Here is a 17,307-nt window from a genome sequence, read left to right on the forward strand (position 1 = left end):
GACGCCTGTCAGCCAAAGTTCATGTTTGCTGACAGAATGAGGGCGATGAGGCGTTCTACCCTAGGCAGCATGGCTGCCCCCCTGCGCACGCTGCTGGGCACCCTGGCCCTGGGTCTGTCGGCGTGCGCGCCGCAGACCACAACCACGGTGCAGGCGAACACCCCGGTCTCGGCGGTGTCGTTCTATCCCCATGAACCGGGCCTGGCCTGGACCTACCTGCTGGAGGGCGAGGCAGCCGATCAGCCGGCCTACCTGCTGCGCGCGCTGGGGCCGACCGTGTTTTTCGACCAGCCCACCCTGGCCTTCCAGATGACCGGGCGCGGCGCCGACCAGACGTGGTACCGCACGGTGAGCAGCAGCGGCGTCCTGCTGCACGGCCTGCGCAAGCCCGGCGTGACCATTCGCCTGCAGCCCCCGTGGCGCGAGGCCCCGGCCGAAGCCGAGTGGCGCGTGGGCCTGAGCTGGCAGGGCCAGTCGCAGGTGACCGTGAGCGCCGACGACGGCAAGGAGCAGGCGCGCGGCACCCTGACCTACACCTACGTGGTGCAGGACCGCCGCATGGTGCAGACCCCGGGCGGCAAATTCGAGGTCTGGGTGGTTACCCGGCAGCTCACCGACACGCTGGGCGGCCTGTTTCCGGCCACCCAGCAGCTGTGGTTTACCCCGTTCGTGGGCGACGTGCGCACGCCCGAAGGCCTGCTGCTGACGGGGCGTAACTTCACGGCGCGCACAGGAGGCCGCTAAATGGACAGCCCCGCAAGCCTGACCCCGCTGCTGGACCGGATTGCCACCCCCAGCGACCTCAAGGCCCTGAGCCGCGAGCAGTTGCCGCACCTGGCCCAGGAACTGCGCGAGGAGATCGTGCGCGTGTGCTCGGTGGGGGGGCTGCATCTGGCGTCCTCGCTGGGGGCCACGGACCTGATCGTGGCGCTGCACTACGTGCTGAATTCGCCGCGTGACCGCCTGCTGTTTGACGTGGGCCACCAGGCCTACGCCCACAAGATGCTCACCGGGCGCCGCGCCCAGATGCCCAGCCTCAAAAAAGAAGGGGGCCTGAGCGGCTTTACCAAGGTCAGCGAATCCGAGCACGACGCGATCACCGTGGGCCACGCCAGCACCAGCCTCGCCAACGCGCTGGGCATGGCCGTGGCGCGCGACGCCCTGGGCCAGGACTACCGCGTGGCCGCCGTGATTGGCGACGGCGCCCTGACCGGCGGCATGGCGCTGGCGGCGCTGAACACCATTGGCGACACCGGGCGCAAGATGCTGATCGTGCTGAACGACAACGAGATGAGCATCTCGGAGAACGTGGGGGCGCTGAACAAGTTCATGCGCGGGCTACAGGTGCAGAAGTGGTTCCAGGAAGGTGAGGGCGCCGGCAAAAAGGCGGTGCAGGCCGTCAGCAAGCCCCTGGCCGACCTGATGAGCCGCGCCAAGAGCAGCACCCGGCACTTCTTCGACCCGGCCAGCGTGAACCCCTTTGCGGCGATGGGCGTGCGCTACGTGGGCCCGGTGGACGGCCACAACGTCGAAGAACTGGTGTGGCTCCTGGAGCGCCTCGTGGACCTGGACGGGCCCACGATCCTGCATGTGGTGACGAAAAAGGGCAAGGGCCTGAGTTACGCCGAGGCCGATCCCATCTACTGGCACGGCCCCGGCAAGTTTGACCCGGCCACCGGCGAATTCAGCGCCAGCAAGGCCTATTCCTGGAGCAACGCGTTTGGCGACGCCGTGACCGAACTGGCGCGGCTGGACCCCTGCACCTTTGTCATTACCCCCGCCATGCGTGAAGGCAGCGGGCTAGTGGCGTACAGCAAGGCGCACCCCAACCGCTACCTGGACGTGGGCATTGCCGAGGAAGTGGCGGTGACGGCGGCGGCCGGCATGGCGCTACAGGGCCTGAAGCCGGTCGTGGCGATCTATTCCACCTTCCTGCAGCGCGCCTACGATCAGGTACTGCACGACGTGGCCATTGAGCACCTGAACGTGACCTTTGCCATTGACCGCGCCGGCATCGTGGGGGCCGACGGCGCCACCCACAACGGCGTCTTTGACCTGAGTTACCTGCGCTCTATTCCCGGCGTTCGCATTGGCCTGCCCAGGGACGCCGCCGAACTGCGCGGCATGCTGAAGTACGCCCAGAACGCACCCGGCCCCTTTGCCATCCGCTACCCGCGTGGCAACACCACCCCGGTGCCCGAAGGCACCTGGCCGGATCTGGAATGGGGCACCTGGGAGGTCGTGCAGCCGGGGCAGGAGGTGGTGGTGCTGGCCGGCGGCAAGGCGCTGGAATACGCGACCAAGGCGGCGGCCGGCCTCTCGGGCGTGGGGGTGGTCAACGCCCGCTTTGTCAAACCGCTGGACGAGGCCATGCTGCGCGAGCTGGCCCGCACCGCCCGCGCGCTGGTCACGGTGGAAGACAACACGGTGGTGGGCGGCTTCGGCAGCGCAGTGCTGGAATTCCTGAACGCCGAGGGCCTGCATACGCCCGTGCGCGTGCTGGGCATCCCCGACGAGTTCCAGGAACACGCCACCGTGGACAGCGTGCACGCCCGCGCCGGCATTGACGCCCCGGCGATCCGCACCGTGCTGGCCGAGCTGGGGGTGGACGTTCCGATAGGGGTGTAGAGGGTTGATAGGTGATGGTTGATGGAAGAGCCGCACTTTTCCATCAACCATCACCCTTTCACCATCAACGCCTTATCGCACCCTCGCCTTCCACCACCCACTTGGTCGTCGTCAGTTCCCGCAGGCCCATGGGGCCCCGGGCGTGAAGTTTCTGGGTGCTGATCGCCACCTCGGCGCCCAGGCCCAGCTGACCGCCGTCGTTGAAGCGGGGGCTGGCGTTCACCATGACGGCGGCGCTGTCCACGTCCTGCACGAAGCGCGCTGCCTGCGCGGGGTCACGGGTCAGGATCACGTCGGTGTGGTTGCCGTGCGCGGCGATAAAGTCCAGGGCCTCGTCCAGCCCGGCCACGGTCTTGATGCTGAGGGTCAGGCCCAGGAACTCGGTGCCGTAATCGGCCTTGGTGGCGGCCTGGGCGGGCAGGCCAGCCGCCTGCAGGGCCGCCAGGGCCTCCGGGTCGGCGCGCAGGGCCACGGCCTCGGCCACCAGCGGGCGCAGGAGGTCAGGCAGCGCGGCCAGCGCGGCGCGGTCCAGCAGCAGGGTGTCCAGGGCGTTGCAGGCGCTGGGTTTTTGCACCTTGGCGTTGTGCAGGATGGCGGCGGCGGCGGCGCGGTCTTCCGGCGTGCGGGTGAACGAGGCGTCCAGGTACAGGTGCACCACGCCAATGCCCCCCACGATCACCGGCACCGTGGCATTGTCCACGCAGAAGCGGTGCAGCCCGGCGCCGCCCCGGGGGATGATCGCGTCCACCAGATCATCCAGTTTCAGCAGCTCCAGCATGCGCTCGCGGGCGGGGTCGCGGATCACCTGCACGGCCGCTGCGGGCAGGTCCTGGGCGCGCAGGGCCGCGTGAATCACCTCTTCCAGCGCGGCGTTGCTGCGCACCGTTTCCTTGCCACCACGCAGAATCACGGCGTTGCCGCTCATCAGGGCCAGGGCGGCCACGTCCACCGTGACGTTGGGGCGGCTCTCGTAAATCACACCCAGCACGCCCAGCGGCACCCGCCGCGTGCTGACCCGGATACCGCTGGGCTGGGCCTGCACCGGGCCCGTCTCCCCCACCGGGTCTGGCACGCGCGACACCGCCTCGACATCGGCCGCAATGCCTTCCAGGGCAGCAAGGCTCAGGCGCAGGCGGGCCACCATCGGCTCGGGCAGCCCAGCCGCCACAGCGGCCTCGACATCCTGGGTATTGGCAGCCAGGATCACCCCGGCCTGGACCCGCAGCCCAGCGGCGATGGCCGCCAGGGCCGCCACCTTGCGCGCGGTGGGCAGCGAACGCAGCACCCGGGCCGCCACCCGGGCCTGCACGCCCATGAGGCGAATCTCGGTTTCTCCGGCCACAGTCATGGGCCAAGGGTAACAGGGCGCAGAAGACACGCCGAGCGCCTGCCTACGCCGCGCGCCACCTTTACTGTGGGGTGATGGGCCACTCCAACGTGCTGTGCTGTCTTGTTGCGCCAGAGGCCCTTCACCTCAAAGTGACGCAGCTACTGGACGGGTTGCGGGCTCATCAGATCCCGGTGCGGCTGATGGGTGACGTGTCTCACCCAGACGACCTGCTGGACTTTAGGCACGATGAGCCGCCTTACAGTGCGCTGGAGCACTTTGACCTGCAGGTGGGCCCGCCCGGGGAAGCCTTTACCCTGAAGATCAAGGGCTGGCATGAAGGGCTGTTCGTGGGTCACGCGGCGGCGGGCATCTTCATTCACCTGCCCAGCACCCGCATGCCCCATGACTTTCTCCGTTACCGCAACGGGCTACTGCTGATCCTGCGCCTGCTGAACCCAGAACTCGCCTTTTCCAGCGACGCCTACCATGAACTTGGCTTCCAACAGGACCGACATGGCCGCTTCTCTGTGACCCGCCTGGGAAGCCCCCAGCTGCTCTTTGTCCGCCGGTCCTGGCTGATTCCCGATTCCATTGATACGGATTCCGTCCATTTCCGCAACATCCAGAAAAGAACTGGATGTTCCTCCAATTCCCGGAAATCCGTACTTTTTCCTTCTCCCTCTGGTCGGAAAAATTCCATAACACGTTACGGAATTTTTCGGAAGTCGTATGACTGGTCCGCCTTTTACGACCATGCCGATTGTGGGGCGCATCTCTGGGTCTGCAGCCCCAGCCGCCTGGGGAGCGGGACCCTGGCCGAGCAGGAGGACTGGCTTGGCGAGGGGACTGCGGTGGACCACACCCTCAGCGACGTTCTATCCCGGCTTGAACGCCGGCACCACCACGCGCTGGTCCCCCTGATGACGCAACTCAGGCAGACCGGGGAACGCTTGGGGTGGTAAGTGAACTCAGCCCTGGTCGCGCTTGGGGGCCGCGTGCAGCAGGGCCTGGGCCAGCGCGGCGGGGTCGTGCCGGGCCTGACCGGGTTGCAGGAGGGGCAGCACCACCGCACGCCCGCGCAGCTCGCGGCTGGCGCCGGCCAGGTTCAGCAGGTGCGCGCCGCCTTCGGCGTAGCGGGCCACCACGTCGCGCGGGGGCACGGCGCTGTTCACCAGCACGCAGTCGGGCATCCGGCCCAGGTGACTGGTGATGGCCTGCACATGGTCCTCCAGGCTCAGGCCGTCGGTTTCGCCGGGCTCGGTCATCAGACTGGCCACGTAGATCAGCGGGGCGGGCGAGGCGCGCAGCTCGCGGGCAATTTCGGGCACCAGGAGCGCCGGAATGATACTGGTGTACAGGCTGCCGGGCCCCAGCACGATCTGCTCGGCCTCACGGATGGCGTGCAGCACTTCCGGCAAGGCGGGCAGCGCCGGGGGATCCAGCTGCACATGCTGAATCTGCGCTTCGCCCATCTCAGCGGCAAAGCGGCTCTCGCCGCGCAGGGTGCGGCCGTCATTCAGGCGGGCCACCAGGGTGGCAGGCTGCGTGGTGGCCGGGTACACCCGCCCGCGAATGCGCAGCACCTCGTGAATGTCCAGCATGGCTTCGCTCAGGCCGCCCTCTTCCTCGCTGAGGGTGGCCAGCAGCAGGTTGCCGAAGGTGTGGCCCTGAATGCCGTCACCGCGTTCAAAGCGGTGCAGCAGCAGCCGGGCCATGACGGGGCTGTCGGAGAGCGCCGCGTAGCAGTCGGTGAGGTCCCCGGGCGCGATCATGTCCAGCGAGGCCCGCAAGCGCCCCGAGGAACCCCCATCGTCCGAGACGGCCACGATGGCGGTGGTGTTACCGGTGTGTACCCGCAGGCCCGAGAGCAGGTTGCTCAGGCCCGTGCCGCCGCCCACTGCCACGATGCGCGGGCCCCGGGCGAGGTGACGGCGCTGGTACATCAGGTCCACGGCCTGTTCGGGGGCGGTGCCGGTGCCGCGCAGCACCGAGCGGCTGAGCATCATGATGCTCCACAGCGCGCCCAGCAGCGACAGCACCATCAGGGCCATGCCGCCGGTGTACAGCGGCATCACCTCGGGGCTGACCAGATGGTTGACCCACAGAATCCAGCGGGTGGCCACGAAATGCAGCGGCCCGGTCCAGGTGAAGTGCAGCACCCCCACGGCCCCCACCAGGGTGCAGACCACAAACAGCAGCAGCCAGCGCTTGACGCCCAGGCCCGGCGACATCCACATGCGGGCGCGGCGGGTGACCTGCTGGCCGCGCCCCACCATGTCGTCCCGCACCGCTTCGGGCAGCACGGACGACGGGCGCGGAATGGGGGGGTCGCTCACGCGTCTTCGCCTGCCTGCATATCGCGGTGGTCCATGATGTCCACGTTCAGATCCTTCAGGTCCTGGGCCAGCCGCGCGGCCACCGCCACGCTGCGGTGCTGCCCGCCCGTGCAGCCCACCGCCACGGTGTAGCCGTGCCGCCCAGCCGCGCGCGCGCGCTCGGCGGCCACGCGCACGAAGTCGCGCAGTTCGGCGTAAAAGGCCTCGGCCTCTGGGTCCCCAAAGGCGTAGCGGGCCACAGCCGGGTCCAGGCCGGTGCGGGGGCGCAGCACGGGGTCGTAGTAGGGATTGGGCAGCGAGCGCACGTCCAGCACCAGATCGGCGTCTCTGGGCGGGGCGTGCTTGAAGCCAAAGGACATCAGGCGCAGGTGAAAGTCGTTTTCCAGCCGGAACAGGCGCAGCACCTTGGCCGACAGGTCGCGGGCGCTGAGGTGCGTGGTGTCAATCACGGTGTCGGCAATGGCGCGCAGGGGCGCGAGCAACTCGCGTTCGCGCGCAAAGTCCAGCATCAGGTTGTCGCCCAGCGGGTGTTCGCGGCGGGTGAAGTTGTAGCGCTTGAGCAGCACGTCGGTATTGGCTTCCAGAAACAGCACGCGCAGGTCCTCACGGCGGCGCGAGAGGCGCACGTAACTGGCTTCCAGTGCGCCCAGGAAGTCGCGGGTGCGCGCGTCGGTGCTGATCGCCACGCAGGGCAGCCCCCGCGCCGACACGAGGTCGTGCATGGCGCCCCACAGTTCGGGCGGCAGGTTATCGGTGATGAAAAACCCGGCGTCCTCCAGCGTGCGCAGCGCGGTGCTCTTGCCACTGCCAGACAGACCGGAGACGACGACAAACGGCATGGGCGCAGTGTAACGTGAGCGCCCCGCCCGGGGCTGATGAGGCGGTCAGGTTTTCGTCAGGGACCGGGGACCGCCGGGCGTGGGCGGCACGTCACGCGGCTCTGCCACCCCGGCCTCCTTTAGAGCCACCGCTCAATGACGTCGCGCGGCACGGTCGTCCAGGTGATGTGGCTCACATGGGTCTGGCCAGCGTAGGACCGCGTCTCGGTGCGCAGCAGCGCGTTCCAACCCCGGCTCAGCTTGAGGTTCACCCGAATGTTGTCCTGCGAGGCCGAGCTCCGGCCGGACTGTTCATAGCCACGGACGCAGCGTTGTTCCCCCTGGACGGTGACGTCATCTGACACGTACACCAGGTTGATTCCGACCTGGCTGCTCGGCTGTTCATAGGCCCGCAGGTCGTAGCGCAGCCCCCGTTCCTTTGGAATCGGCGAGGTGAGGGGCTGCATGGCCTGCTGCACCTCGGCGAAGCGGTAGAAGAAGAAAGCCAGCTCGGGCAGGTGCACCTTGACCCCCGCCGTGGCCTTCAGGCCGTCCACCGGGCACAGGCCACCGGCCAGCGCATTGTTGCCGTTCATGGACAGGGTGTACTGCAGGGTTTCTGCCGGGCCAGTCTGGAGGGGCGCCGCGCCAGTGATGCGGCCATCGGGCTGCAGGTGCGCGGCCAGGACGACATTCTGGCCCCGGCTGCTGTAGAGGGGCACCACGTTGGTGGCCTTCCAGCCCTGCACGGTCCCGCCCGGCACATACGACTCGCCCAGCGTAAAGGCCGTGTACGCCGGCAAGGGCTGTGGGGGGCTGTCCACATAAAACGGGCGCAGTTCGGCCTCTGTTAGTGGGCGCAGCGGGGGCTGCACAGACGGATCAACGCAGCCACTCAGGAGGGGCAGGAGCAGCAAAGCAGGCACGAGACGTCGCACCCACACAGTTTAGGCAATCGGCCTGCCCCCAGGGACCGCACTTGCGGCGCTGGGCCAAGGCTCAGGGGCCTTCTGAGAGCCCTGACCCCGACTCCACACACAGGTCATCTGGCCTCTAACAGCCTCACCCGTCAAAAACCCTGGGGAGTCCCTTCCCTCGACTCCACACAACGACGCCGCGCCTCCCAGAAGGATGGGAGGCGCAGCGTGGAGCTTCAAGACAAAGCAGTCATGCCCTGCTGATGGTCAGGTGGCGTTTTGCCGGCGGAGAGCCCTCAGCGCACCTTCGTCCCGCTGGGCAGGTCCAGCTTCAGGCCCACGAGGTCCAGGTTCCCCTGGTCGTCCTCGGCGGCCAGGATCATGCCCTGGGACTCGATACCGCGCAGCTTGGCGGGCTTCAAGTTGGCGACCAGAATCACCTTGCGGCCCACCAGGGCTTCGGGCTCGAACCACTGGCGAATGCCACTGACCACGGTGCGTTCTTCCTTGCCCAGGCGCACCGTCAGCTTCAGCAGCTTGTCGGCCTTGGGCACGGCCTCGGCGGCCAGCACCTCGGCCACCCGCAGGTCAATGCGGGCAAAGTCGTCAATGGAAATCAGGGGTTCAGTGGGCACGGCGGGGCTGGCGGCCGGGGCAACGGGGGCCGCAGGGGCTTCAGGCTGGGTCATGGGGGTCTCTTTCGGGGGTTGGGGGGATTTAGGGGCAGCAGCGTCTGGAGCCGCTTTGGGTTCGGGTTTGGGAAACAGAATGGCGCCGCCCACCACCTGGGTGCCGGCCGGGGTCAGGCCCCAGGCGCCGGCCAGGGTGTAGGACTGGCCGCCCAGGCCCAGCTGCGCGCGCAGCTCGCGGGCCTTGACCGGCAGCGCTGCTTCTAGGGCCACGCTGGCCACCCGCAGGCCCTCGGCGGCGGTGTACAGCACGGTGTCCAGGCGCCGGGCCGTCTGGTCGCTCTTGGCCAGATTCCAGGGCGCGCTCTCGGCAATGTAGCGGTTGAGGTCGCGCACAAAGTTCATGGCGGCTTCCAGCGCCATGTTGATCTTCAGTTCGTCCACCAGGGCCAGAATCTGCCCGGGCAGGGCCAGGGCCGCCGCCTCGATTTCGCGCTCGCGCTCGGTGATCTCGGCGGCGGCGGGAATGGCGCCGCCCCGGTACTTCTGGATCATGGAAATGGTGCGCGAGAGCAGGTTGCCCAGGTCGTTGGCGAGGTCGCTGTTCAGGCGCGAGACCAGAATGCCTTCGCCGTAAGGGCTGTCGGCACTCAGGGTCGCCTCGCGCAGCAGGGTGTAACGGATGGCGTCCACCGGGTACTGGGTCACCAGCGCTTCCGGGTCAATGGCGTTGCCCAGGGATTTGCCCATCTTGCGCCCGTCCTCGGCCAGGATGTGGCTGTGCACCACGAGGCGGCGGTAAGGGGGCAGCCCGGCGGCCTGCAGCATGGTGGGCCAGAACACCGCGTGCGGCTTGAGGATGTCCTTGCCGATGACGTGCCACGCCGTGCCGATCACCTCGGGGGCCGCCCCCTTGCTGACCGGCGCCGAGACGTAATTGAGCAGCGCGTCGAACCACACGTAGGTGACGTGGTCGGGGTCCCAGGGCAGCTCAATGCCCCAGGGCACGCGGCTCTTGGGCCGGGAGATGCTGAGGGGGCCAATGGGCTCCTTGAGCATTTCCAGCACCTCGTTGCGGTAGCCGGCGGGCTGGATAAAGTCGGGGTTCTGCCTGATGTGGTCGAGCAGCCACGCCTGATACTTCTCCATGCGGAAGAAATAGTTGGCCTCGCGGCGCAGCTCGGGCGGGTCCTTGTCGCCGGGGTAGCGGCGCACGCCGTCGGGCCCCTCCACCAGCTCTTTTTCGGTGACATAGCGCTCGGCGCCCACCGAGTACAGACCCTCGTACTCGTCAAAGTAGATGTCGCCCGCGTCGTACACGCGCTGCAGGATGTCCTGCACAAAGCGCTTATGGCGGCCCTCGGTGGTGCGCACGAAATCGTCGTAGCTGATTTCCAGCCGGTCCCACAGGCCCTTGAAGGCGCGCGTGGCGAGGTCGTCCACGAACACCTGCGGGGTCTGGCCGGCTTTGGCGGCGGCCTTGGCGATCTTTTCGCCGTGCTCGTCGGTGCCGGTCAGGAAAAACACCTCGCGCCCGGCGAGGCGCTGGTAGCGGGCGATGGCGTCGGTGAGGATCTTCTCGTAGACGTGGCCGATGTGCGGCGCGCCGTTGGCGTAATCAATGGCCGTCGTGATGAAAAAAGCGCGGTCGGGGTGGCTCATGGGATTCCTTCCTTCCCGGCCTCTGGGGGGCCGGGCAACCTCCACAGCATAAAGGGCAACGGAAAGCGGGGCGCCCTGCCTGCTCAGAACGGCACCCAACTCCGTTGGGGCGAACGAAGTGAGTGTCCGGCAAAGACGGCGGCAGAAGTGGAATTGAGGAGCCGCTGTCTGGCTCCTCAATGGAACTAGCAGCCGCTGTCAGAACGCCCCGCGCGACTCCTGTGTGGTCTCAGGGTCGCTGGGGCATTCGCATCATGGCCTGGGGGCGAGACATGGGCGCAGTGTAGCCCGGCCCCTCACCCGCGCGCCTGCGCCACTTGCCTTACAGCTTCAGGCCAAATGTGACGGCGCCCGGCGAGCGGTACAGCTCTTCAAAGCCCAGGTGCCGGTAAAAGCCCTGGGCCCGCGTGTTGCGTTCGCCCACGCCCAGGTGCACCCCCGGCGAGCCCGCCGCGCGCAGGGCGTCCAGAAGGGTAGTCATCAGGGCCCGGCCCCGGCCGCCTCCCTGCACTCGGGGCAGCAGGTCAATATGCAGGTGAGCCGGGTAGGCGCCCAGCAGGGCTTCAGGGGTGCGGCGGGGGTGGTGAATCAGCCAGGTGAGGCGCTCATCGGGGGTGCGGGCCTCTGGGGGCGACTGGGGCAGCGGGTACACCTCTTGCAGGGCCGGCCACCACTCGCGCGCCAGGGTGGCTTCAAAGGCGGCGGTGTCGGGCGCGCCCAGCACGTAACCGGCCACCCCGGCGGCGTCTTCCAGCACAAAGGCGAAGTCCGGGGCAAAGCTGAGGTAGGGCCCGGCGTAAATGTGGCCCAGCAGCTGCGGATCGGCGTACAGCCCGGAAGCGTCCTCGCCGCTGTCGCCGGTTTCCAGGCAGATGCGGTACAGCGCGGCGCGGTCGGCTTCGCAGGCAGGGCGCAGGGTCACCATGCCCCACACTCAAGCACGGCGGGGCCCGCCAGTGGTGTCGCCACGCCAGTTACTTTCCCCGGCAAACCAATTGACTTTTTAAAGCTAAGATGTGGGGATGACGGCCCTCTCCTCTGCCCCCGCCGCGCCCACCCGCGCGGCCCCGGATCGCCTCACACAGGCCACGCTGCTGCTGCTGGCCGCCCTGACGGTGATGTCCGGCGCCACCATTGCCCCGGCGCTGCCCGCCATGCAGGCGCACTTTGCCGACACCCCGAACGCGGCGCTGCTGACCAAGCTGGCCCTGACCATTCTGGGCGTGGTGATCGCGGTGACCGCCCCCATCAGCGGCGTGCTGGCGGACCGCTTTGGCCGCCGCCCAGTGCTGCTAGGCGCACTGACCCTGTACGTGCTGGGCGGCGCCAGCGGCCTGGTGGCCGAGAGCCTGGGGCAGGTGCTGGCCGGGCGCGTGGTGCTGGGGCTGGCGGTGGCCGGCACCATGACGGCGGCGGGCGCGCTGGTCAATGACCTGTTCAGCGGCCCCGGGCGCGGGCGCTTTCTGAGCCAGCAGGCGGCCTTTACCAGCTTTGGCGGTGCGGTGCTGCTGCCCCTGGGCGGGGTGCTGGCGGCCCTGAGCTGGCGCGCGCCCTTCGCGCTGTATCTGGCGGCGGCGCTGCTGCTGCCGCTGGTGCTGCGCCTGCCGCGCGGCGTGCCGGGGCAGGACGCGGCGGGCAGCGCTCCGCAGGCCGCCCCGCGCTGGAGCGCCATTGCGGTGGTCTATGCCCTGGCGCTGGGCTACATGATCGTCTTTTACCTGATGCCCGCGCAGGGCCCCTTTCTGCTGCGCGCGCTGGGCGCCGAACCCGGCGTGACGGGCCTCATGCTGGGCAGTTCCACCCTGATGGCCGCCGTGACGGCGCTGGTCTTTTCACGCTTTGCCGGGCGCTTTGACACGCGGCGCCTCGCCGGGCTGGGCATGGCGATTGTGGCGCTGGGCTGGCTGCTGGTGTTCCGCGCGCCGGGGCTGGCGGTGGTGGAGGCCGGGCTGCTGGTGGCGGGCCTGGGCGGGGGGCTGGTGTTTCCCAACCTGTACGCGTGGCTGGCCGACCTGACCCCGCCTGCGTGGCGCGGCCGGGTCACGGCCGGCATGAGCAGCGCGGTGTTTCTGGGCCAGTTTCTCAGCCCGCTGGTGCTGGCGTCCTCCGCAGGCCACGAAGCGCAGGGCTTTGCGGCGGGGGCGGCCCTGGCGGCGGTGATGGGCGGGGCGCTGCTGGCCCTCAGCCTGCGTCCGGTGCCGCGCGCCCAGGGGTAGCGCGGGCTGGCTCACCGCCCGCCGCCACCTTTTCTGTCCCGGGCAGAATGTAGACTGGGCGCGATGATTGCTTATCTGTCCGGCGTGGTCCGGGACATCCGGGAAAACAGCGCTGTGGTGGTTGCCGGCGGCGTGGGCTACGAGGTGCAGTGCCCGGTGAGCACCCTGGGCAAGCTGGTGGTCGGCGAGGTGGCCGAACTGAACACCCGCTTCGTGGTGCGCGAGGACGCCCAGCTACTCTTTGGCTTTCAGGACACCGACAGCCTGCGCCTGTTTGACCTGCTGACCGGCGTGAGTGGCGTGGGCCCCAAGCTGGCCCTCGCCCTGCTCTCGGCCATGCCGGTGAGCGCCCTGGCCGCCGGGCTGCTGGGCGGCGACGTGAAACTGCTGAGCAGTGTCAGCGGCGTGGGCAAGAAAACCGCCGAGCGGCTGGTGCTGGAGTTGCAGAACAAGGTGCCGGATCACCTGGCGACCCCAGCGGCGGCGGGCGGCAGCAAGGCTGCGCGCGTGGTGGGCACCGCCGGGCGCGACGCCATTGACGCCCTGCTGGCCCTGGGCTTCCGCGAGGCGCAGGTGCGCGCCGTGGTCGCCGAACTGCTGGCCGCCGAGCCGGACTTGAACGCCGATACCCTGATTCGCAAGGGGCTGGGGCGCCTGCGCTAAACGGACAGGGCCCGCAGCTCGTCCACACTGCCGTATCCCCCCACAAACAGGGCCACGCGCAGATCGTGGATAAACTGCGCCAGCCAGTCCTCCACGGCCTCGGCGCTGTCCAGGGCGGGGGCCAGCAGCGGGCGGGCCACCGCCACCACCTGCGCGCCCAGGGCCAGGGCCCGCGCGGCGTCCAGGCCCGTGCGAATGCCGCCCGAAGCGATCAGGGGCACCCCGGGCGCCGCCTGTCGGGTGTCGCGCAGCGCCTGGGCGGTGGGAATGCCCAGTTCGCACAGGTCGGGGCTTTGCACGGCGCCGTGGTGAACCAGCTGCTCCACCCGCGCCCAGCTCGTCCCCCCGGCCCCCGCCACATCCAGCGCGGCAAAGCCCAGCGGCGCGGCGGCAGCCACACTGCGGGCGTCCAGGCCGTGCCCAACCTCCTTGAGCACCACCGGAAAGTCGAGGTGGGGCAGCACGGATGCCAGTCGCCCGGTCAGGCCCGCCCAGCGCGTGTCGCCGCCCGGTTGCAGGGCTTCTTGCAGAGGGTTGACGTGAATGGCCAGCGCGTCGGCGCCGACCTCGCGCACGGCGCGGCGGGCGTGCTCGGGGCCGTAGCCCAGCAGAAACTGGGCGCCGCCCAGGTTGCCCACCAGCAGGATGTCCGGGGCCACCTCGCGCACCAGGAAAGAGGCGCGGGCCTCGGGGCGCTCCAGCATCACCCGCTGCGAGCCCAGCATCAGGCCCACGCCCAGCCGCTGCGCCGCCAGGGCCAGATGCCGGTTGATGCGCCCGGCGGCCTGGGCGCCGCCCGTCATGGCGCCGATCAGCACCGGGGCGCGCAGTGGCCGCCCCAGAAACGAGGTGCCCAGCGCCACCTCGTCCAGGTTGCGTTCCGGCAGGGCGCGGTAGGGCCAGGGAACGTGTTCCAGGCCGGTGGTCTGGCGCTGGTACTGGCTTTCAGGGCGCAGGCAGGCTTCGATGTGGCGCAGCTTGCGCACCTGAATGGCGCTGTCTGCGGGGGCACTCTGTGGCGGAGCGCTGTCGGCCTGCTCGGGCGGGGTCACGCCCCCAGCGTAGCGGCCACAGGCCCTGCAGCGGCTGTAAGCCCCGCAACAAAGCCCGCGTGCCCGCCGGGCCCCCGTTGACAGATCGGGCATTCAGAGCTACTCTTTCTGAGCGCCTGAAACGGGCGCCGCAAGAAAGACCAGAGTATCGCAGGGTAGAGCAGTCTGGTAGCTCGTCGGGCTCATAACCCGGAGGTCGCAGGTTCAAATCCTGTCCCTGCAACCACTTCGCCCCCACTTCGGTGGGGGTTTTGCGTTGTGGGTGCTGGTCTGGTGGTGCCCGGCCGCGCCCGGAACCCTGGGGCCGCCCAGCGCGTAAGCATCTGTCGTATGAGTCTTGCGTTTCTGATCTTTCTGGTGGCCTGGATCATCGGCATGGTGGGTACGTTTGTGCCGGTGGTGCCCGCCACTGCCATCATCTTTTTAGGCTCCGTGGCGGCCACGCTGGTGGACGGCTTTCAGCCCTGGCCGGACCTGCCCTTCCTGCTCACCTTTCTGGTGATCACCATCCTGATCGGGCTGGTGGACAACGTGGCCTCGGCCTGGGGGGCGCGCAAGTACGGCGGCAGCAAGCAGGCGGTGTGGGGCGCCCTGATTGGCGGCGTGGTGGGGATTTTGCCCATCATTCCCTTTGGCCTGATCGTGGGCCCGCTGCTGGGCGCCCTGATCGCTGAACTGGTCGTGGTGAAAAAGGCGCCCGCCGACGCCATGCGCGCGGCCTGGGGCACCCTGGTGGGCCTGCTGACCGGGCTGGCCGCCAAGCTGGTGCTGCACCTCTTGATCGGCCTGTACGAACTGTGGCGCCTGTGGGACCCAGCCAAGAGCGTGTTCGGCTGAGCCAGGCCCCCCTCTCCTGAAGCCCCCTGCCCTGGGGGCTTTTGCTGTGGCCTGCGCGCCGCTGCTGCGCTAGCGGCTGAACAGCAGCGGGGCCAGGGCAATGAAGCCCACCGCCAGCGCGGGCAGCAGGGGCAACAGGGTCCCGGCGGCGGCCCGTGCGGGGCGGCCCGTCAGCACGGCAAAAGCGGGAAAAGCCAGCGCGCACTGGGCGGCGGTCCCCAGCACCGTTACGGCCAGCAGCAGCGCGGCGGGCGCGGTCTGGGCCAGGCCCGCCAGCGCCAGCTGCTGCACCTTGCGGCTGTTCTCGCCGGCCTGGGCCAGCGCGGCCGGGTCGGGGCGCCACGCGGCCTCTGGGGTCAACAGGGCCAGCGCCGTGACCAGCAGGTACAGCGGGGGCAGCAGCGCAAAACTGGCACCGTAGACCTCGGCGGCGCGCCCGGCCCGGCCGGCGCCCAGGCGGCCCAGGCCCCACATCAGGCCGTAGGTGAACAGGGTCAGGAAGGCGCCCCCCAGCACGTTGGTGGCGTGCGCCGCCAGCGGCGAGGCGCCCCCCGCCACCTCGGCGGCCAGCCGCACAGCGGGCGACACCAGGGTGGCGTAGGCCACACCGGACAGCGCGGCCGAGAGCCCCGCCATGCCCAGGTAGCGCAGGGGCGCAGGCTCGGTGGGGGCCAATTGCCGGGCAAAGACGCGCGGCCCCATCAGGAAGGTGGTGGGCAGTGGGGCGGCCGGAGCGGGCGGCGGGGCAGAAGCAGGGGCGCGGGCCATAGGCCACGCCATGCTACTGGCCCGCGCGGGGCCAGAGAACCCAGGCCAGTGCCAGCAGGCCCAGGTAGGCGGCCACGATCAGCGCCGCGCCCCACACGCTGCGGCCCAGCCGGGTCGGGGCGGCCTCGGCCTGCCGGCGGGCATCGGTCATTACAGCGGGGGGAATCAGGCGCAGGGCCAGCCACAGCCCGGCTGGAACCAGCAGCAGGTCGTCCAGCTGCCCCAGCACCGGGATGAAGTCGGGGATCAGGTCAATGGGGCTCAGGGCGTAGGCCAGGACCAGCAGCGCCCACGCGCGGGCATACCAGGGCGTGCGCGGATCGCGCGCCGCGAGGCTGAGGGCCAGCAGTTCGGCCTTCAGGCGCCGGGCCAGGGTACGCAGCCGCGTGGTCAGGGAGAGTCTGGACACAGGCTGGCAAGCCTAGCGCAGCGCCCCGCGCAGTTCGCTGGCCCACTGGGTGAACACTGGCAAGGTGGCCAGGGCCGCCAGTAACCCAAACAGCGCCACCGCCACCAGCGCCGCGCTGAGCCAGGGGCCCGGGGCGCTGCGCTCCTGCGGATCGGGGCGGGGGGTCAGCCACAGGTGCAGTACGACCAGGACCACGCTGCCGAACAGCAGCGAGCCCAGCGCCACCGGCACCTTCAGGGCCGGGTTCTGCAGCAGGTCGGTGGCCTGGGCTGTGTCGCTGGGCAGCCGGCCCGCCACAAAGGCGCCCAGCCCCACGGCCAGCGTGTTGTTCAGCGCGTGGATGATCACGCTGTTCCACAGGCTGCCGGTGTGCTGCGCCACGCGCGCCAGCACGTAGGCCAGCGGCAGAATGCCGGCCACACTGGCGGGCGCCCCGTGCGCCAGCGCGAAGACGGCCGTGCTGGTCAGGGCGGCCACCGTGAACCCCGCCGCTCGCTCGTGCCCGCGCATCAGCAGGCCCCGGAAGGCCACTTCTTCGGCAAAGGGAATCAGCACCCCCGCCGCCAGCAGCAGCGCCCACAGGTCCGCGCCCCGGCTGAGAAACTGGGGCACGCTGTCGGCCGCACTGGGAAACAGGGCCACCACCGCCACCACAAAAGCGCGCGAGGCCAGAAAGGCCAGCACGAACGCGGCCAGCGCCGTGCCCCAGGCCGGGGGGGTGCGCCAGCGGGTGTCGCGCCGCAGCGTGTCGATCACGTCACGGAAGAGGGTCAGGCCCACCAGCACCACCAGCGCAAACGCGCCCAGCAGCGCCGTGCCCAGCGGCACTCCACGGGCAATCAGCACCGCCGAGACCACGTTCTGCACCAGCAGCAGGGTCAGGGCGGCGCGGTTGCCGTCCACCGCCCGGATGCCCGGGGGGACGGGGGAAAGCGGGGCGGCCTGCGGCGGGGTGGGCGGGGGGCTGGGGTGCGGCGCCGTCATGCCCCAGAGCCTACCGCTTGCCCGGCCCCGCCGCCGCGCACCCACGGCAGGAGCTCTG

16 protein-coding genes and 1 tRNA gene are annotated in these 17,307 nt (G+C 69.6%); 7 read left to right on the forward strand and 10 right to left on the reverse strand.

Features of this window, described 5'->3' with window-relative positions; genetic code table 11:
* The first annotated feature begins 69 nt into the window (after positions 1-69).
* Positions 70-744: a hypothetical protein gene (locus K7W41_RS15660; RefSeq protein WP_224610356.1), complete on the forward strand. Its 675-nt coding sequence runs from the start codon at positions 70-72 to the stop codon at positions 742-744.
* A complete protein-coding gene (dxs, locus tag K7W41_RS15665) occupies positions 745-2,628 on the forward strand; it encodes a 1-deoxy-D-xylulose-5-phosphate synthase (protein ID WP_224610357.1) in 1,884 nt (627 codons plus the stop codon).
* Positions 2,629-2,692: 64 nt separating this feature from the next.
* On the opposite strand, the gene K7W41_RS15670 is transcribed toward dxs, so the two are convergent.
* Positions 2,693-3,976 (reverse strand): glutamate-5-semialdehyde dehydrogenase, encoded by a 1,284-nt coding sequence (locus tag K7W41_RS15670; RefSeq protein WP_224610359.1) that lies wholly within the window; start codon positions 3,974-3,976, stop codon positions 2,693-2,695.
* 182 nt (positions 3,977-4,158) lie between these two features.
* Here K7W41_RS15670 and K7W41_RS15675 point away from each other — a divergent pair, with 182 nt between their 5' ends.
* Complete coding sequence (locus K7W41_RS15675) at positions 4,159-4,920, forward strand: hypothetical protein (RefSeq protein WP_224610361.1); 762 nt, start codon at positions 4,159-4,161, stop codon at positions 4,918-4,920.
* 6 nt (positions 4,921-4,926) lie between these two features.
* Here the strand turns inward: K7W41_RS15675 and K7W41_RS15680 are convergent, their stop codons facing one another.
* The 5 genes from K7W41_RS15680 to K7W41_RS15700 all read right to left on the reverse strand — a co-directional run bounded on the left by K7W41_RS15680 (position 4,927) and on the right by K7W41_RS15700 (position 11,245).
* A complete protein-coding gene (locus tag K7W41_RS15680) occupies positions 4,927-6,294 on the reverse strand; it encodes a gluconeogenesis factor YvcK family protein (protein WP_318010915.1) in 1,368 nt (455 codons plus the stop codon).
* Positions 6,291-7,133: an RNase adapter RapZ gene (gene rapZ, locus K7W41_RS15685; protein ID WP_224610363.1), complete on the reverse strand. Its 843-nt coding sequence runs from the start codon at positions 7,131-7,133 to the stop codon at positions 6,291-6,293. The genes K7W41_RS15680 and rapZ overlap by 4 nt, the downstream gene beginning before the upstream one ends.
* A gap of 119 nt (positions 7,134-7,252) precedes the next feature.
* Positions 7,253-8,050 carry a hypothetical protein gene (locus K7W41_RS15690; protein ID WP_224610365.1) on the reverse strand — a complete coding sequence of 266 codons (798 nt, stop codon included), beginning with the start codon at positions 8,048-8,050 and terminating at the stop codon, positions 7,253-7,255.
* A 275-nt stretch (positions 8,051-8,325) separates the two neighbouring features.
* Positions 8,326-10,320 carry a methionine--tRNA ligase gene (gene metG / locus K7W41_RS15695; protein ID WP_224610367.1) on the reverse strand — a complete coding sequence of 665 codons (1,995 nt, stop codon included), beginning with the start codon at positions 10,318-10,320 and terminating at the stop codon, positions 8,326-8,328.
* 322 nt (positions 10,321-10,642) lie between these two features.
* Positions 10,643-11,245, reverse strand: a complete 603-nt coding sequence (locus K7W41_RS15700; protein ID WP_224610369.1) for a GNAT family N-acetyltransferase — start codon at positions 11,243-11,245, stop codon at positions 10,643-10,645.
* A 97-nt stretch (positions 11,246-11,342) separates the two neighbouring features.
* Between K7W41_RS15700 and K7W41_RS15705 the strand changes: the two genes are divergently transcribed.
* Together K7W41_RS15705 and ruvA are read left to right on the forward strand one after the other, a co-directional pair.
* A complete protein-coding gene (locus tag K7W41_RS15705) occupies positions 11,343-12,536 on the forward strand; it encodes an MFS transporter (RefSeq protein ID WP_224610371.1) in 1,194 nt (397 codons plus the stop codon).
* Positions 12,537-12,599: 63 nt separating this feature from the next.
* On the forward strand, positions 12,600-13,199 hold the full coding sequence (gene ruvA / locus K7W41_RS15710; protein WP_224610373.1) for a Holliday junction branch migration protein RuvA: 600 nt from the start codon (positions 12,600-12,602) through the stop codon (positions 13,197-13,199).
* Here ruvA and fni read toward each other — a convergent pair.
* A complete protein-coding gene (gene fni, locus K7W41_RS15715) occupies positions 13,196-14,251 on the reverse strand; it encodes a type 2 isopentenyl-diphosphate Delta-isomerase (protein ID WP_318010916.1) in 1,056 nt (351 codons plus the stop codon). The two genes, ruvA and fni, sit on opposite strands and share 4 nt — an antisense overlap.
* A gap of 149 nt (positions 14,252-14,400) precedes the next feature.
* Here fni and K7W41_RS15720 point away from each other — a divergent pair.
* Together K7W41_RS15720 and K7W41_RS15725 are read left to right on the forward strand one after the other, a co-directional pair.
* Positions 14,401-14,477, forward strand: a tRNA-Met gene (locus tag K7W41_RS15720).
* 104 nt (positions 14,478-14,581) lie between these two features.
* Positions 14,582-15,088, forward strand: a complete 507-nt coding sequence (locus K7W41_RS15725) for a DUF456 domain-containing protein (RefSeq protein WP_224610375.1) — start codon at positions 14,582-14,584, stop codon at positions 15,086-15,088.
* A 69-nt stretch (positions 15,089-15,157) separates the two neighbouring features.
* Here K7W41_RS15725 and K7W41_RS15730 read toward each other — a convergent pair whose 3' ends face one another.
* From K7W41_RS15730 to K7W41_RS15740, 3 genes are read right to left on the reverse strand one after another with little or no spacing between them, the layout of a single operon-like run.
* Complete coding sequence (locus tag K7W41_RS15730) at positions 15,158-15,856, reverse strand: hypothetical protein (RefSeq protein ID WP_224610377.1); 699 nt, start codon at positions 15,854-15,856, stop codon at positions 15,158-15,160.
* Between the two features lie 13 nt (positions 15,857-15,869).
* The gene (locus K7W41_RS15735) at positions 15,870-16,265 is read right to left on the reverse strand and encodes a YkvA family protein (protein ID WP_396115830.1); all 396 of its coding nucleotides are present in this window, start codon (positions 16,263-16,265) and stop codon (positions 15,870-15,872) included.
* A gap of 12 nt (positions 16,266-16,277) precedes the next feature.
* Positions 16,278-17,249, reverse strand: a complete 972-nt coding sequence (locus tag K7W41_RS15740) for a CPBP family intramembrane glutamic endopeptidase (RefSeq protein ID WP_224610379.1) — start codon at positions 17,247-17,249, stop codon at positions 16,278-16,280.
* Positions 17,250-17,307 lie beyond the last annotated feature (58 nt).

Origin of the sequence: Deinococcus multiflagellatus (genome assembly GCF_020166415.1) — a bacterium.
GTDB classification, from domain to species: Bacteria; Deinococcota; Deinococci; order Deinococcales; family Deinococcaceae; genus Deinococcus; species Deinococcus multiflagellatus.

Coding starts and splice junctions, on each gene's coding strand:
- K7W41_RS15730 (WP_224610377.1), bottom strand. CDS start 15,856: ATGGCCCGCGCCCCTGCTTCTGCCCCGCCGCCCGCTCCGGCCGCCCCA.
- K7W41_RS15670 (WP_224610359.1), bottom strand. CDS start 3,976: ATGACTGTGGCCGGAGAAACCGAGATTCGCCTCATGGGCGTGCAGGCC.
- dxs (WP_224610357.1), top strand. CDS start 745: ATGGACAGCCCCGCAAGCCTGACCCCGCTGCTGGACCGGATTGCCACC.
- K7W41_RS15675 (WP_224610361.1), top strand. CDS start 4,159: ATGGGTGACGTGTCTCACCCAGACGACCTGCTGGACTTTAGGCACGAT.
- rapZ (WP_224610363.1), bottom strand. CDS start 7,133: ATGCCGTTTGTCGTCGTCTCCGGTCTGTCTGGCAGTGGCAAGAGCACC.
- K7W41_RS15725 (WP_224610375.1), top strand. CDS start 14,582: ATGAGTCTTGCGTTTCTGATCTTTCTGGTGGCCTGGATCATCGGCATG.
- K7W41_RS15740 (WP_224610379.1), bottom strand. CDS start 17,249: ATGACGGCGCCGCACCCCAGCCCCCCGCCCACCCCGCCGCAGGCCGCC.
- ruvA (WP_224610373.1), top strand. CDS start 12,600: ATGATTGCTTATCTGTCCGGCGTGGTCCGGGACATCCGGGAAAACAGC.
- K7W41_RS15700 (WP_224610369.1), bottom strand. CDS start 11,245: ATGGTGACCCTGCGCCCTGCCTGCGAAGCCGACCGCGCCGCGCTGTAC.
- K7W41_RS15705 (WP_224610371.1), top strand. CDS start 11,343: ATGACGGCCCTCTCCTCTGCCCCCGCCGCGCCCACCCGCGCGGCCCCG.
- K7W41_RS15660 (WP_224610356.1), top strand. CDS start 70: ATGGCTGCCCCCCTGCGCACGCTGCTGGGCACCCTGGCCCTGGGTCTG.
- metG (WP_224610367.1), bottom strand. CDS start 10,320: ATGAGCCACCCCGACCGCGCTTTTTTCATCACGACGGCCATTGATTAC.